Genomic DNA, 13,487 nt, shown 5'->3' with positions numbered 1-13,487 from the left:
AGGCCGCCTGAGTGCACTGCGGTCGTTGGCCGTACGTCGGGCAGCCGCGTCAGTGGTGCGCCTCTTCGCGTGACGGGGCGCAGTGGGAGTCCCCCGGCCGGGTGTCCGGCCTTCGGCTGAGTGCTCCGGGCCACCAGGCGGTGGGGCCGATGTCCCTGACCAGCGCGGGCACGAGTAGCGAGCGGACGACGAGGGTGTCGAGCAGTACGCCGAACGCGACGATGAACGCGATCTGGAGGAGGAACGCCAGCGGGATGACTCCCAGCGCGGCGAAGGTGGCGGCGAGTACGACGCCGGCCGAGGTGATGACACCGCCGGTGGCGGTCAGCCCGCGCAGGACGCCCAGCCGGGTGCCGTATGCCAGTGACTCCTCGCGGACGCGCGACATGAGGAAGATGTTGTAGTCCACGCCGAGGGCCACGAGGAAGACGAAGCCGTAGAGCGGTACAGACGAGTCGGTGCCGGTGAAGCCGAACAGATGGCGGAAGACCAGCGCGGAGACACCGATCGTGGCGAGGAAGTTGAGGGCGACCGTGGCCACGAGGAGTACGGGCATGAGCAGTGAGCGGAGCAGCCCGACCAGGATGATCAGGATGATCGCGAGGACCACGGGCACGATGAGGAGCCGGTCGTCCTCGGCAGTGCTTTGGGTGTCGTACCGCTGCGCCGTGTAGCCGCCGACGAGCGTGTCCGAATCCGGTACGGCGTGTACCGCGGCGCGCAGCCGGGCCACGGTGTCCTTGGCCGCGTCGCTGTCGGCGGCGCCTTCGAGCGTGGCGTCGATCCGTACGCGTCCGTCGACGATCAGCGGCGGGCCGCCGGGCCGGCCGGAGGCCGTCGCGGGGCTGACGTCCGCCACACCGTCGGTCCGTTCGATCGCCGCGCTCACCCGGGGCAGCGCGGCGGCATCGGCGATCACCACGGCCGGATTGCCGGAGCCGCCGGGGAAGTGCCGACCGAGCGTCTGCTGCGCGGCCACCGAGGGGGCGTCGTTGACGAAGATCTCGTCCAGGGGCACCCCCTTCGCGGTGAGCGTGGGGGCGAAGGCCGCGCAGACGATCAGGGCGGCGAGGGTGCCGGACCACACCTTGCGCGGCGCTCGGTCGACCAGTGCGGCGACCCGCGTCCACACGCCGTGGCCTTGGTAGCCGGCGCGCTCGTCCTGGCTGTCGCTCGTGGGACGGGGCGGCTTGGCGGGCCAGTACGCGGCGCGGCCGAGGAGCACCAGGACGGCGGGCAGAAAGCTCAAGGTGCTCATTACGGCGCAGACGATGCCGATCGCGCCGACGGGGCCGAGCGCACGGTTGTTGGTGAGGTCGCTCAGCAGCAGGGCGAGCAGACCGAGGGCGACGGTGGCGGCGCTCGCCGTGATGGGCCCGGCGGACTGCCGCAGGGCGGCACGCATCGCGGCGAACCGGTCCGGCGTGTGCGCCAGTTCTTCCCGGAAGCGGGCGGTGAGCAGGAGGGCGTAGTCCGTGGCGGCGCCGATGACGAGGATCGAGAGGATGCCCTGCACCTGGCCGTCGACGCGTACGACGTCCCGGTCGGCGAGCGCGTACACGACGGCGCAGGCCAATCCCAGGGCGAGGACGGCGCCGAGAATGATGATCAGTGGGAGGAGCACGCTGCGGTAGACCAGCAGCAGGATGACCAGGACGGCGAGGAGGGCGACACCGAGCAGCAAGCCGTCGATTCCGGCGAACGCGTCGGAGAGATCGGCCTGGCTCGCGGCGGGCCCGGCCAGTTGGACGGTGGTGCCCGGTACAGCCGCCGCCGCGTCATGGATCCGCGCGAGGGCGCCGGGCAGTCCGTCGCCGAGACCGGGCCGGAGCTGGACGACTCCTTGGAGTGCTTCGCCGTCCTTGGACGGCAGCGCGGGGGACGCCGTGCCGACAACTCCCGGACTGCCGGTGAGGGTGGCGAGGGCGCGGGTCGCGGCGGCGCGGCGGTCGTCACCGAGCGGCGTACCGGCTTCGCCGTCAGCCGTCCAGACGACGACGGCGGGCAGCGTCTCCTCCTGGTCGAACGCCCGCTGTGCGTCGATCACTTGGGTGGACTCGGCGTTCTGCGGCAAGAAGGCGGCCTGATCGTTGGTGGCGACCTCGCCGAGTTTCCCGGCGTAGGGGCCCAGCGTGCCGCCGATGCCGAGCCAGGCGATCAGAAGGACGGCGGGGGCAAGCCATCGGACGACGCGGTTGGTGGTGGGCATACCTCTCCCTGAGGAACGGGGACGGACAGACTGACCAGATATCTCGATGATGAACAATCTCAATTGTCAAAGTACTTTAGATGATGGCTCGCCCGACACCCGGGTGGCTGATGGGGGTCGAAGAGTGACGGCCTGCAGGGCTCAGCGGCGGGGCGAACGCACCTCGGTCAGTTCGTCGTTCACCGAGACGAGGAAGCGCAGGACCACGGCCAGCTCGGGCTCGCTGAAGCCCGCCCGCGCGTGTTCTGTCGCCTCGGCCAACGGCAGGAAGTGGCTCCGGGCGACCGACCTGGCGCCCGCCAGATAATGCAGATGGACCACCCGGCGGTCAGCGCTCTCCCGTGATCTGCGGATGTGCCCCGCCCGTTCCAGCCGGTCCAGGCACGCGGTCACCGCGCCCGACGTCAGACCCAGATGGTCACGGAGCCGACCGGGGGTGAGAGGCGTCTCCGCGTCCAGAATGGCGGCCAGCGCCTGGACGTCCGTCGCGTGCAGACCCTGGTCGGCGGCGAACCCGTGGACCAGTCGGTTGATCTCACCGTTCATCCGTCGCAGTTCGACCGCGAAGGCCCGCAGGTCCGCGCCGGGCATCGGCGCGCCATCATCTGAACTGGTCACGCCGTCAGCCTATAGATAGCTCCAGAGGTGCGGACTGCCGTCGTCCTGGAACACGATCCCGGCTGAGGCGGCGGAGAGCCGTGACGGCTGCCAGCTCAACCCTTCCGGTAGTGGGCCGTCGGCCTCGATCCGGCGGACGGTGTCACACCTGCGGCGAGGCCCTCCTCGATGCGGCACGGGACTCCCCTCAGGTGGACGGCAATCGCTTAGCTCGTCGGTGGCCGTTGGCCGAGGCGTGAGACTCCGGTGCCTCCGCGTGGACCGCGCGGCGGCCTGATGCGTGTCCGCGCCCAGGCGGGCGCGAAGGTCACCCTCTCCGGCACCGGTTTCTCATCGACCCCAGCCTCGAACTCGGTGAGTTCGGTACGGCAGAGGCAATGGTCACCTCTGCCACCGCGACCCGCTTGGTGGTGACGGTCCCGGCCGGCGCGGGCAACGGCAAGGTTTCGGTGACTACGGGCGGCGCGACGGTCCAGTCGCCGGAGTCGTTCACCCTGGCCGCACCGGCGCCGTCGATCACGACGGTCGCCCCGGCCTCCGGCATTGCCGGTGCCACGGTCACGCTGACCGGTGGGCGGTTCGCCACCGCGCTGACCGACAACGTGGTGGGCTTCGGCGGGGGCATCGTGGTCCGGGTGACCGTACGCACCGCCACTACGCTGGTGGTGGAGGTGCCTCCGGGCGGTCACCGCACCGGTCGAGGTCGAGGTCGAGGTCGAGGTCGAGACGGCCGACGGCCGACGGCCGAGGCGTGTCGGCGGGCACCTTCCGGGTGACCTCGGGCAGTGGGGCGGGCGAGATCGAGTCGTCGCTGGTGACGTGGCTGACGGACGAGACCCCGCCGACAATCACGGTTACCACACCCGGCAACCGTGCGGAGATCCGTTTCGACGCCGACGCCGACGCCTTCGACCGCACTCCCTCCACCTTCGCCGCCACCGGCTCCTAGCCTGTGGCAGCCGGGGCCGGAACGCGGTGGTGCGGGGAGAGGAGGGCAGGGTCCGACCGCGGGTGCCGCTTCCGTGGTCGGTTCGGCCGGGGCGCCGTCCTCAGCGGTGGGCAGGCGCCTGGCAGCGGTTCAGCCGTGTGGCGAAGTCGCGCAGGTACTCGTGGCGCCATTGGCTAACATGCTTCGCTCCGACCCAGACGCCCTCGGTGAACGCCGGATCCTGGTCATCGGTCCACCAGTGGGGGTGGACAACCGACGGCCTGGCGGCGCGCTCGGCGGAAGGCGGGCTGGCGGTGACCGCGCCGGACAGACCGTCGAGGGCGGGGTGATCGCTCTGGATCACGTAGGGCCACACCTTCGGATCACGCGGCGAGAAGCGGAAACGCAGGATTTCTCCCTCCTTGACCGCGGTGGGGAATGGGCCGCCGGTCCGGTTGTCGATCATCATCCTGGCAGTGTTGTTTGCGCCGTACCCTTCAGGGACCGGAAGCGCGAACTCGACGACGCCGTAGACCTCCGCGGTGTCCTCCGCTGTGGTCAGACGGTTGAAGACCGTCTTGCGCTCGTCCCACACGCGGACGTACTTCCCGCCCCAGCTCGGCCGCTCCGGATTCTGAGTGCCGTTCAGGTACCAGGCCACGGACGGGGTGTCGCCCATCTTGACCTGCGCGGCCTGTGCGGCGAAGAGGTCACCGAGTGCGCCGTGACCTGAGACATAGTCCGCCACGAAGGCCGCGTTGCCCCACTCACCGATCTGGTTGCCGCCGGTGAAGAAGCCGCGGTAGGTCGAGTTGGACTCGATCATCCACAATTCGGGATGGTGCGTCTCGATGTAGTTGTAGGCGTCCACGGACCACAGCTTGTTCGGCCCGCCGATGTAGTGGACACGCAGCTTCGGCAGGATGTCGGGCGCGTCGTGCAGTGCCTGGGCGAGATCGTCGATGCCGCCCCAGATCAGGACGTTGAGCGGCCGGTTGTTCTTTTTCCGGGCGCACTTGACGATCCACCGGGAGCCTTCGGTCGGCTCGGCGAAACCCTTGCTCGGTGCCGTGTCCGGCGCGCCTTGCTTGCTGATCAACCGGAGCCGCTCCGGGGACGGGTAGTGCGGCGAGTAGGTCTTCAGGTTGCGGTAGTCACTCTCATAGGCGTCGATGACGCGGAGGATGTCCTCCTTCCTGCCCGGGCCCCACGGCGAGGACACCAGCCCCTCGATCTCCAGTCGGTCGGCGTACAGGAAGAGATGGACCATGGACTGGAAGTCGTCGAAGTCCGAGCCGCCGATGTCCGTCGACACCAGTACACGCGGGCGGAGCCCGCCGCCCCCGGTGCCGCCGGGGTGGGCCGGCTTCGTCGCTGCGGAAGCTTCCGCAGCGATCCAGAGTCCGCCCCCCGTCAGGATCAGGGCGCCTGCCGTCGATTGGGCCGCTTGGCTCAGGAACGTGCGTCGATTGGTTGCCATGCCAACGCCTCTCCGAGATCGGAATAATGATTCGCGAATGACTGGGCATTCGGCAAGGTAGTGGGCCCGGGAAACGGCGTCAAGGAGTCCGGTAACAACCTCCGCTCCGCATTCCCCGTGGGCCACCATGCGGACGCCGGGGATGTTGCCGTATCGCCCACCCAGACGGAGAACTTGCGGCAGGCGGTCTCCTCACGTCTCCACCAGCCCTGCGCCACCAGACGGGCAGTCGCTATCAGCGTCAGGTGAAAACGCCCAGAAGCCGTGTACCGATCATGGAACGTGCAGGTCGAACTAGGTTCCTGGTCGGGTGAACTTGCGGTGGTGCGGACACGAAGGCGGGGCCTCTTGGTAGCTCGGTGGTGCGAAGCTGACCGAGCGGTCCAAGGAGGCCCCGTTGTCGTTGTTGTACGGGATCTCCTAGCGGTCAATGCCCGTGGACTTCCCCGGGTGGAACCGCGTCTACGCCTTCTTCCGCCGTTGGCGGCAGCACGGACTGATCACCGAGTTCCACGACCGGCTTCGTGACTGGGTCCGGGTCCGCGAGGGCCGCGAGGCGGAACCGACGGCCGGGATCATCGACGCGCAGTTGGTGAAGGCCGCCGGTGAAGGCCGCCGCGACAGTCCCCGCCGGCTCACGCGCCTACGACGGAGGCAAGCAGATCAACGGGCGGAAGCGGTACATCGTGACCGACTGCCTCGGCCTGCTCCTGGTCGTCGCGGTGACCGCCGCGAACGTCGGCGACCGCGAGGCGGCCGTGCCCCTGCCGCAGTGGTTGCGGAACGTGCACCGGGACATCTGCCTCGTCTGGGCCGACGGCGGATACTCCGGCCAACTCGTCGACTGGTGCCGTCAGAAGCTCGTCTTCGCCCTCGAAGTCGTCAAGCGCACCGACGACATGGAGGGGTTCGTGGTGCTGCCGAAACGCTGGGTGGTGGAGAGAACACTGAGCTGGCTGATGCATTCGCGCCGTCTGTGCCGGGACTACGAGACGCTCACCGCGACCAGCGAGGCGATGGTCCTGTTCTCGATGATCACGCGGATGAGCCGCCGCCTGGCCCGGCCACGAGCCGACGGCCGGCACTGAACGCCCCCGACGCCTCCTGGAGCAACCACCCGCGCTCGCCAAGGCGCCTGGCCATCGACCGCACCCCTTCGACCTTCGCCGGACGGCGTCATCCATGCCCAGTGCCGCCGCGATGTCCTTGGCCCGTGCCGGCTCACGGTCCGGTCGGTCCTGGAGCACGTTCAAATCCGCTGGTTGTCGAGCGAGAGCACCGACACCGACAGCCCCTCCCACCACGGCGGCACGATCGATCCCGGCACAGACGCGGACACAGCAACAGACGCTTCCTTGCCTTCGGCCTCCACCGCGACGGTGCTCTCTTCGGCAGACGCGGCCAGGGCATCTACGAGCTCTTCGCGTGCGATCACTCGCCGGTCCAGCTCAATCTCGGCGGCCTCCAACGCCGCAGCCGCACGGGCCGCCGCCTTCCCGCAGGCCCTCCACCCGCTCACGGGCGGCCGTTTCCCGTGCCTCCAGCAACCCCAGCATCAGTTATGAGGTCGTGCGGGTGATCCGTTTCGCGACTGAGTTGTGGGACAAGGACTCTGTCGATGAGCAGGTGCGGATTATGGGTCGCCGGCGCGATGGGAGATGGCTGGACGGGACGCCTGTCGGTGAAGAGCCGAACTTCGCCGCTTACCCGAACGGGCGGCGGACGCCGCTCGATTCGCACGTGCGGCTTGCCGCCCCCGACCGCCGCAATCCACCCCAACTCGTGCGCCGCAGTTACAGTCATGATCGCGGCAACGGGGACTCCGGCATCGTCTTCAACTGCTTCCAGCGGGACTTGACTGAAGGCTTCGAGGCAGTCCAGAAACAGCTGGAGGGCGAGGCGCTGGCGAAGTACGTTCTCACCAACCGGCGGTGGCTACTTTTTCGTACCCCCACCCGGCGACTCCTGGATCGACGCCCTTAGCTAGTACTCCAGTCGTAGATCGCGATCATGGATGCGAGGTTCGCTCATCGGTAACCTGCGCGTGTGGTTGAGACCTGGGATGAAGTGCAGTTGATCGCGGACGGCTTCGAGCGCGTGTACGTCGAGCTGGAGTGGTACGACGGACCTCGCGTCGGGCTCACTGCCATCGACGGGAAGTCCCACTACTTCGACGGCTACGGCCAATACTTTGGCGACGAGGCCGATGAGTTCCGAGTCTGGCCCGCGAGCCCAGCTGCTGTGGAGTGGGAACGCGAGCAGTGGGCGCTCTACGTCGGCTGGAACGAGCGCCATGGTGCGGGGACGGCTCATCCGGACTACCCGGGCCAGAGCGGAATCGACGCCCGCTATGACGAACTGGACGCGTTGCTGGCGCCGCACCGTCAGGTACCGGACGCCGCCGCTCGGCTTGTGGGTGAGCTTCGGCATTGCGGCACTGGCCACCAGGTCGAAGGGACGGGCTACTGGTTCCGGTGGCGTCCGAGCACGCGAAGCCGCCGTTGATCATTAGGTGTTGTGCGGACAATCATGATCATGCGACAGCCTCAGAGGCCAGGGTAGGGCCGGTACTGTGGCAGGAAGGCTTCGACAGCCTGATGTGCCGAATCGCGGGCCGCTTCTCCCGAGTTGAACCCCGCCGCCGGGTGCGGCGGTTTGTCTCCGGACTACTGGCTGACCTGCCACGCAAGAGCTGCTGGACCCTGGCCGAGCACGTAGGCGACACCACTCCCGACGGCATGCAGCATCTGCTCCATCGCGCGAACTCCGCCGCCTGTGGACACGCTGCCATCGACCGAGCCCTGGTATGTGCCGCGCTCGTGGACCGAGGACCCGGACCGCTGCCGGACGCGGGCATCCCAGCTGATCTGGCGTTCGCTGCGGCGGCGGGAGGTGTTCGCGAAGAACTCATCCAAATGGGGCGACCCGCGGGTGAAGCTGCTGGCCGGTCAGGCGTGGGAGCAGGCCAAGCCCACCGTCCTTGCGTCCCTGGGCCCTGCCCGGAAGGGCGGGCGAGCACCTGGCGGCGCGGGCCGCACTGCTGGACGGCACCTACCGGGAGGTCGGGGGCAGCCTGCCGGCCAACACGCAGATCACCTTCGACGACGACGGCCGTCTGCACTTCGCCGCGGTGGAGCCGGAGCCCGAACCGGCCTCCCTGCGGGAGCCGCGGGCGGCGGTGAACGCAATGCTGCCCCGCGTCGACCCGCCGGAGGCGCTGCTGGAGGTGTTCTCCTGGACCGGCGCCGACCAGGCATTCACCTCGGTCACCGGCGGTGAGGCCCGGCTCAAAGACCTGCCCGTCACGATTGCGGCTTCGCTCGTGGCACTGGGCTGCAACGTCGGCCATATCCCCGGTGATCGGCGGGATCGATGCACTGAAGTACGGTCGGCTGCCCCACGTCGACCTGACGTATCTGCGGCTGGCGACCTACCGGGCCGCGAACGCCACGCTGATTCAGGACCAGGCGGCGATCGGTCTCGCTGGCGCGTGGGGCGGCGGCCTGGTCGCCTCGGTCGACGTGATGCGGTTCGTGGTGCCGGTGCAGTCGGCCTACGCACGGCCGAATCCAAACTTCTTCGGGCGGCGGGGCGGTGCCACCTGGTTGAACATGATCAATGACCAGTCGGCCGGGCTCGGCGGGAAGGTCGTGGCGGGCACCCGCGCGACTCGCCGTATGTGCTGGACGTGCTGTACGACCGGGACGGCGGCAGGCGTCCCGACAGATCGTGACCGATACCGCCTCGTACTCCGACATTGTCTTCGGGCTCCTGACCTTGGCGGGGTTCACCTACGCGCCGCAGTTGGCGGACCTGCCGGAGCAGAAGATGTGGCGCATCGACCGGACGGCGGACCACGGCGCGTTCCAGGACGCGGCCCGCGGCCGGGACGACCTGGCCCGCATGCTGGGCCGGTACTCCTTCCAGCTGCCGGAGCTGCCCGGGGGCCTGCGGCCCCTGCCGGATTCGGACGCCGACGGCGACCGGTAAGTCGGTCCGGCTACGGGCCCGTTGGCGCTGAGGCTCAAGAACTCTCACGGGTTTCGGTGTTCACCGGTGTGCTCGGAAGAACTCGGTGATGTCGTGCGCGAGGAGTTCGGGTTCTTCGTGGGCGGCGAAGTGTCCGCCACGGGGCATGCGGGTGTACCTCGTGATGTTGTACGTGCGCTCGGCCCAGCTGCGGGGCGGCTGGGTGAGGTCGGCCGGGAACAGAGCGAGGGCTGTGGGCACATTGACCCGCTCCACCCGCCTCGTCAGCCGCTGGGCGTATTCGTAGTAGGGCCGGAAGGAGGTCGAGATGGTGCCGGTGAACCAGTAGAGCGACGCCTGCGTGAGGAGGAAGTCGTCGCTGAACCGGGACGACAGGTCACCGCCGCAGTCGCTCCACGCCCGGTACTTCTCGACGATCCAGGCAAGCAGCCCGGTCGGTGAGTCGGCCAGACCATAGCTCAGCGTGAAAGGGCGGGTGCTCTGTTGGTGCTGGTACCCGCCCTCTTCCGCGGACCACACCGCGACGGAGTCGAGGTACGCCTGCTCCTCGGGGGTGACACCGGCCGCGTCATAGGCGACTGGGCTGGCGATCGCCATCAGATGGATGCCCACCACGGCCTCGGGGTGAGCTTCGCCGAGCCGGGAGGTGATGCCGGCACCCAGGTCGCCCCCGTGCGCGACGTAGCGCTCGAAGCCGAGTTCGTCGTGCATGAGCCGGTGCCAGATCTCATGTGTCTGCGGCGGCTCCGCGAGCGAGGGCCGCTGAGGTGAGAAGGCGAATCCGGGCAGCGAGGGGACAATGACGGTGAACGCGTCGGCGGCGTCACCCCCGTACCGCGACGGCGTGGCCAGCCGACGGGCGAGGGTGGTCAGTTCGAGGAAGGAACTGGGCCACCCGTTGGTCAGGACGATCGGCAGGGCGCCGGGGTGTTCGCCGTCGAAGCGGAGGTAGTGGACGGGAGTTCCGTCGATATCTGCGAAATGGGACGGTAGGGCGTTGATGGTGGCTTCGTGGGTACGCCAGTCGTATTCGGAGGCCCAGTAGGTGACGAGGCGTCGCAGTTCGCCGGAGTCGGTGCCGGCCTCCCAGCCGGTGGCGGGCCAAGGGGTCGGCCAGCGTGTGTTGAGCAGCCGTGAGCGCAGCTCGTTCAGCTCGGCCTCGGGGACGGTGATCGCGGGCGCGTGGTGGGTCACGGGGGTCTCCAAGAGGTTCGTTCTCACATGACAGCGGTGCGTTCCTGGGTGTCGGAGCCGCTCTGTGCGCGGCTGTCGGGGGACCGGCGGGTGGTCCCGGCGATCACAGCGGACAGGGCCATGAGGATTGCGATGACGAGCAGGGCATGCCCGACAGTGGTCTGGTTTCCGAGGAAACCGATGAGAGGCGGTCCGCCGACGAACCCGCAGTATCCGATCGAGGTGATGACGCTGACGCGGCCGGCGGCACGAGCGGGCTCGTCGGCCCCGGCGCTCATGCTGACCGGAAAGCCGAGCGCCGCGCCCATCCCCCAGAGCAGACTTCCCGCGAACGCCAGTCCAGGGGACGGCCCAAGCGCGAAAAGGGCGACGCCGGTGGCGGTGACGGCGGCGGCTGTCCGAAGGACCGCGACCCGTCCGAACCGGTGGAGGACCGCCGGCCCGAGCCAACGGCCGGCGGTGAGCGCGGTGAGGAAGGAGGCGTACGCCAGCGTGCCGATCGTGGCGGTGACGTGGTGACGGTCGATGACCGAGACGCTGACCCAGTTACTGCCGGCCCCTTCCGCGACCGCGAAGGCCAGTGCGACGAGCCCGACCGCCACGGTGCGCGGTTCTCGCCACGGGCCCCGACCCCCCGGACGGGACGTTTTCACCGGCGGTGGCATTGCGATGGGGCGCGCGGCGTGTTCAGGAAGGAAGTGCCGTGCCGCCGCGGGTACCGCCCCGGCGATGACCGTTGCGACCACGGCCACATGGATGCTTACCGGGACCCGCAGTGCGGTCATCAGCACACCGACCGCGGCACCGGCGACCGTACCGAGGCTGAACGCGGCGAAGAAGCGCGGCATGACGGGACGGCCAAGCCGCCGTTCGACCGCTGCGGCGTGCACGGTCATCGCGACGTCCCAGAAACCCGTAGCCGCGCCGAGCAGGAACAGCCCGGCCACCAGCAGGGATGTTGAGAGGGCGTATCCGAGTGAGATGACGCCGAGGCTCGCGCTGACGAACAGGGCGACGACGGTGACGGCCCGGCGGGGGCCGATGCGTGTGACGACCGTCCCTGACAGAGGCAGCACGATCACGCCACCGACGGCGATGGTGAGCAGCAGGAGTCCCAGTGATGCCGAGTCGAGATCCAGTTGCGTGCGGACCTCGGGGAGCCGGGAGGACCAGGTCGACCCCGCGAGCCCCAGACCGGCGAAGACCGCGTAGGTCGCCCTCGCGCCCGCCGTCACCTCCCGCGCTGTCGGCGCCGCCGGGACGGCGGCAGGCGCCACGGTCACGATCCCGGCCGACCGGCCGGGCCGAGCGTCTGGTCGATCGCCTCCCGCGTCCTCTCGCGCGACTCCGGAGCAGTCGTGAGCAGAGCGTGCATGATCATTCCCTCAAGCAGGGCGTCCAGGCGGCCGGCGCTGTCCGGGCCGGCGAAACGGGCCAGAACGGTGCGGCTTTCCTGCGTCCATGCCTGCGTCAGGGCTCGCAGTCCGGGGTTGCGGAGGGCGGCCAGGTGCAGCTCGAATCCGAGGACCGCACTGCGGTGCCTGGCGGGACCTCCGTGGACGAGATCGACCAGGACATCAACGAATTGCTCGCGCGTATTGACATCCTCGAACAGACCCTCAAACACCGCGGACTGCAATTCGACATACCGGGCGAACGCCTGCGTCTGGAGATCGGTCAAGCTGGCGAAGTGGTAGGTGATCGATCCGAGCGGCACGCCGGCCCGGGCGGCGATGTGCCGATGCGTCGTCCCGGCCACCCCATGATCCGCAATGACGTCGAGGGTGGCGTCCAGGATGTGCGTCTTGCGGCCGGGGTCGTTGCGACGCGTCCGTCGCCGCCCGCCCCCCGATTCGGCGGAGGCCTGGCGCTCGCCACCGGCCATTTCCTTGGCCGTTTCACCTTCGGGAGGGTCCGCCGACGGCGGTTCGATGTGCAGCATGCGCACAAACGTATAGGCCTTAAGAACAGATGTACAAATCAAGGATGCTCATCGCCGCCACGCCGCGGCAGCACACCCCGCACCTACCGCATCCCGCACAAACCGGCCGCTCGCCATCCTCTGCGGTCCGGACGGCTACCCTCGTGATCGCCTCAGCCCCGGCCGGCCGAAGGAAGCACTGCGACTTCCGGTTTGGGCGCACTCGCCATCCGCATCCGCAACCACTACACGATCCAAGCTCCGCCAGCGGCCGCCCGGATCAGCGTCGGCGGTCGCCCGGCGCGAGCAGGCTGGTGACTTCGGCGATCGCCTCGGGGGAGGGGTGGAAACACTTCCGTACGTTCTCCGCCTTCTTGTGCCGGGACTTCGCCATCAGCATGAGCAGGCTCGTCCCGCTCTCGCCGAGGTGGGTCAGGCCGGAGTGCCGCCACTCATGTGGATCCCAGCCCGTGCCTGTCCGCGGGTCTGGACGCGGCGTCAGTTGGTAGACGGCATACGGTGGCGGACCCGGACCGGTGCCCCCCTGGCGCGACGTGCCTGATCGCTACGGACCCTGGGACCGGGTCTACGACCTGTTCCGGCGCTGGCAGCGGCACGGCACCTGGGCCCGGATCGTCACCCAACTCCAGGCAGAGGCCGATGCGAAGGGCCTGATCAGATGAGAGGTGAACGTCGACTCCACCGTCTGCCGGGCCCACCGGCACGTGGCCGGGGCGGCAGAAAGGGGGACCTTCAAAAGGAGCCGCCCGGCGGCATGGCCATTGGGCCGCCCGACCATGGCCTCGGACGCTCCCGGGGCGGGCTGACTACCAAGATTCGCCTCGCCGTCGAGCAGGGGCAGAAGCCGCTCTCTATCGTGATCACGGCCGGTCAGCGGGGCGAATCCCCGCAGTTCAAGCCGGTCTTGGAGGCGATCCGGGTGCCACGACCCGGAGGTGGCCGGTCACCGAAGTTCGACAAGGCCGACCAAAAAGCTCTCCACGCGGTCGAGTGCGGGATCAATCGCCTCAAGCGTCACCGTGCCGTGGCCACGAGATACGACGAACTCGTCGTTCGCTACGAAGCCACTGTGCTGGTCGCGGTGATCAACGAATGGATATGAGTAGCTCCGGCACGCTCGTGATCG

14 protein-coding genes and 3 pseudogenes are annotated in these 13,487 nt (G+C 68.9%); 9 read left to right on the top strand and 8 right to left on the bottom strand.

Annotation, left to right across the window (positions count from 1 at the left end; genetic code table 11):
* Nucleotides 1-49: 49 nt before the first annotated feature.
* Both P3L51_RS03155 and P3L51_RS03150 read right to left on the bottom strand, forming a co-directional pair.
* Nucleotides 50-2,209 carry an MMPL family transporter gene (locus tag P3L51_RS03155; RefSeq protein WP_354603455.1) on the bottom strand — a complete coding sequence of 720 codons (2,160 nt, stop codon included), beginning with the start codon at nt 2,207-2,209 and terminating at the stop codon, nt 50-52.
* A 141-nt stretch (nt 2,210-2,350) separates the two neighbouring features.
* Nucleotides 2,351-2,827 (bottom strand): MarR family winged helix-turn-helix transcriptional regulator, encoded by a 477-nt coding sequence (locus P3L51_RS03150; RefSeq protein ID WP_435594360.1) that lies wholly within the window; start codon nt 2,825-2,827, stop codon nt 2,351-2,353.
* A gap of 377 nt (nt 2,828-3,204) precedes the next feature.
* Here P3L51_RS03150 and P3L51_RS03145 point away from each other — a divergent pair, with 377 nt between their 5' ends.
* Together P3L51_RS03145 and P3L51_RS03140 are read left to right on the top strand one after the other, a co-directional pair.
* Nucleotides 3,205-3,603, top strand: coding sequence for an IPT/TIG domain-containing protein (locus tag P3L51_RS03145; RefSeq protein WP_354603454.1), 399 nt, complete (start codon nt 3,205-3,207; stop codon nt 3,601-3,603).
* Nucleotides 3,600-3,776 carry a hypothetical protein gene (locus P3L51_RS03140; protein WP_354603453.1) on the top strand — a complete coding sequence of 59 codons (177 nt, stop codon included), beginning with the start codon at nt 3,600-3,602 and terminating at the stop codon, nt 3,774-3,776. The genes P3L51_RS03145 and P3L51_RS03140 overlap by 4 nt, the downstream gene beginning before the upstream one ends.
* Nucleotides 3,777-3,876: 100 nt before the next feature.
* On the opposite strand, the gene P3L51_RS03135 is transcribed toward P3L51_RS03140, so the two are convergent.
* A complete protein-coding gene (locus P3L51_RS03135; protein ID WP_354603452.1) occupies nt 3,877-5,235 on the bottom strand; it encodes a DUF1593 domain-containing protein in 1,359 nt (452 codons plus the stop codon).
* 605 nt (nt 5,236-5,840) lie between these two features.
* Between P3L51_RS03135 and P3L51_RS03130 the strand changes: the two genes are divergently transcribed.
* Complete coding sequence (locus P3L51_RS03130; protein ID WP_354603451.1) at nt 5,841-6,323, top strand: transposase; 483 nt, start codon at nt 5,841-5,843, stop codon at nt 6,321-6,323.
* Between the two features lie 161 nt (nt 6,324-6,484).
* Here P3L51_RS03130 and P3L51_RS03125 read toward each other — a convergent pair whose 3' ends face one another.
* Nucleotides 6,485-6,703, bottom strand: a complete 219-nt coding sequence (locus P3L51_RS03125; protein WP_354603450.1) for a hypothetical protein — start codon at nt 6,701-6,703, stop codon at nt 6,485-6,487.
* A gap of 107 nt (nt 6,704-6,810) precedes the next feature.
* Between P3L51_RS03125 and P3L51_RS03120 the strand changes: the two genes are divergently transcribed.
* The 4 genes and pseudogenes from P3L51_RS03120 to P3L51_RS03105 all read left to right on the top strand — a co-directional run.
* The gene (locus P3L51_RS03120; RefSeq protein WP_354603449.1) at nt 6,811-7,218 is read left to right on the top strand and encodes a hypothetical protein; all 408 of its coding nucleotides are present in this window, start codon (nt 6,811-6,813) and stop codon (nt 7,216-7,218) included.
* 63 nt (nt 7,219-7,281) lie between these two features.
* Nucleotides 7,282-7,740 carry a hypothetical protein gene (locus tag P3L51_RS03115; protein WP_354603448.1) on the top strand — a complete coding sequence of 153 codons (459 nt, stop codon included), beginning with the start codon at nt 7,282-7,284 and terminating at the stop codon, nt 7,738-7,740.
* A 92-nt stretch (nt 7,741-7,832) separates the two neighbouring features.
* Nucleotides 7,833-8,082: pseudogene (locus tag P3L51_RS03110) on the top strand (hypothetical protein); the annotation flags it as partial.
* A 24-nt stretch (nt 8,083-8,106) separates the two neighbouring features.
* Nucleotides 8,107-9,141, top strand: a pseudogene (locus P3L51_RS03105) (Tn3 family transposase); the annotation flags it as partial.
* A 144-nt stretch (nt 9,142-9,285) separates the two neighbouring features.
* Here the strand turns inward: P3L51_RS03105 and P3L51_RS03100 are convergent.
* The 4 genes and pseudogenes from P3L51_RS03100 to P3L51_RS03085 all read right to left on the bottom strand — a co-directional run.
* The gene (locus tag P3L51_RS03100) at nt 9,286-10,419 is read right to left on the bottom strand and encodes an epoxide hydrolase family protein (RefSeq protein WP_354603447.1); all 1,134 of its coding nucleotides are present in this window, start codon (nt 10,417-10,419) and stop codon (nt 9,286-9,288) included.
* Between the two features lie 23 nt (nt 10,420-10,442).
* Nucleotides 10,443-11,702, bottom strand: a complete 1,260-nt coding sequence (locus P3L51_RS03095) for an MFS transporter (protein ID WP_354603446.1) — start codon at nt 11,700-11,702, stop codon at nt 10,443-10,445.
* Complete coding sequence (locus tag P3L51_RS03090; RefSeq protein WP_354603445.1) at nt 11,699-12,361, bottom strand: TetR/AcrR family transcriptional regulator; 663 nt, start codon at nt 12,359-12,361, stop codon at nt 11,699-11,701. The genes P3L51_RS03095 and P3L51_RS03090 overlap by 4 nt, the downstream gene beginning before the upstream one ends.
* Nucleotides 12,362-12,620: 259 nt before the next feature.
* Nucleotides 12,621-12,815: pseudogene (locus P3L51_RS03085) on the bottom strand (site-specific integrase); the annotation flags it as partial.
* Nucleotides 12,816-12,894: 79 nt separating this feature from the next.
* Between P3L51_RS03085 and P3L51_RS03080 the strand changes: the two are divergent.
* Both P3L51_RS03080 and P3L51_RS03075 read left to right on the top strand, forming a co-directional pair.
* Complete coding sequence (locus P3L51_RS03080; protein ID WP_354603444.1) at nt 12,895-13,023, top strand: hypothetical protein; 129 nt, start codon at nt 12,895-12,897, stop codon at nt 13,021-13,023.
* 92 nt (nt 13,024-13,115) lie between these two features.
* Nucleotides 13,116-13,463: a hypothetical protein gene (locus P3L51_RS03075; RefSeq protein WP_354603443.1), complete on the top strand. Its 348-nt coding sequence runs from the start codon at nt 13,116-13,118 to the stop codon at nt 13,461-13,463.
* Nucleotides 13,464-13,487 lie beyond the last annotated feature (24 nt).

The sequence above is a fragment of the Streptomyces panacea genome, from assembly GCF_040560175.1.
GTDB classification, from domain to species: Bacteria; Actinomycetota; Actinomycetes; order Streptomycetales; family Streptomycetaceae; genus Streptomyces; species Streptomyces panacea.
Note: the sequence above shows the minus strand (reverse complement) of the source record. Positions and strands in the feature narration are given on the sequence as shown.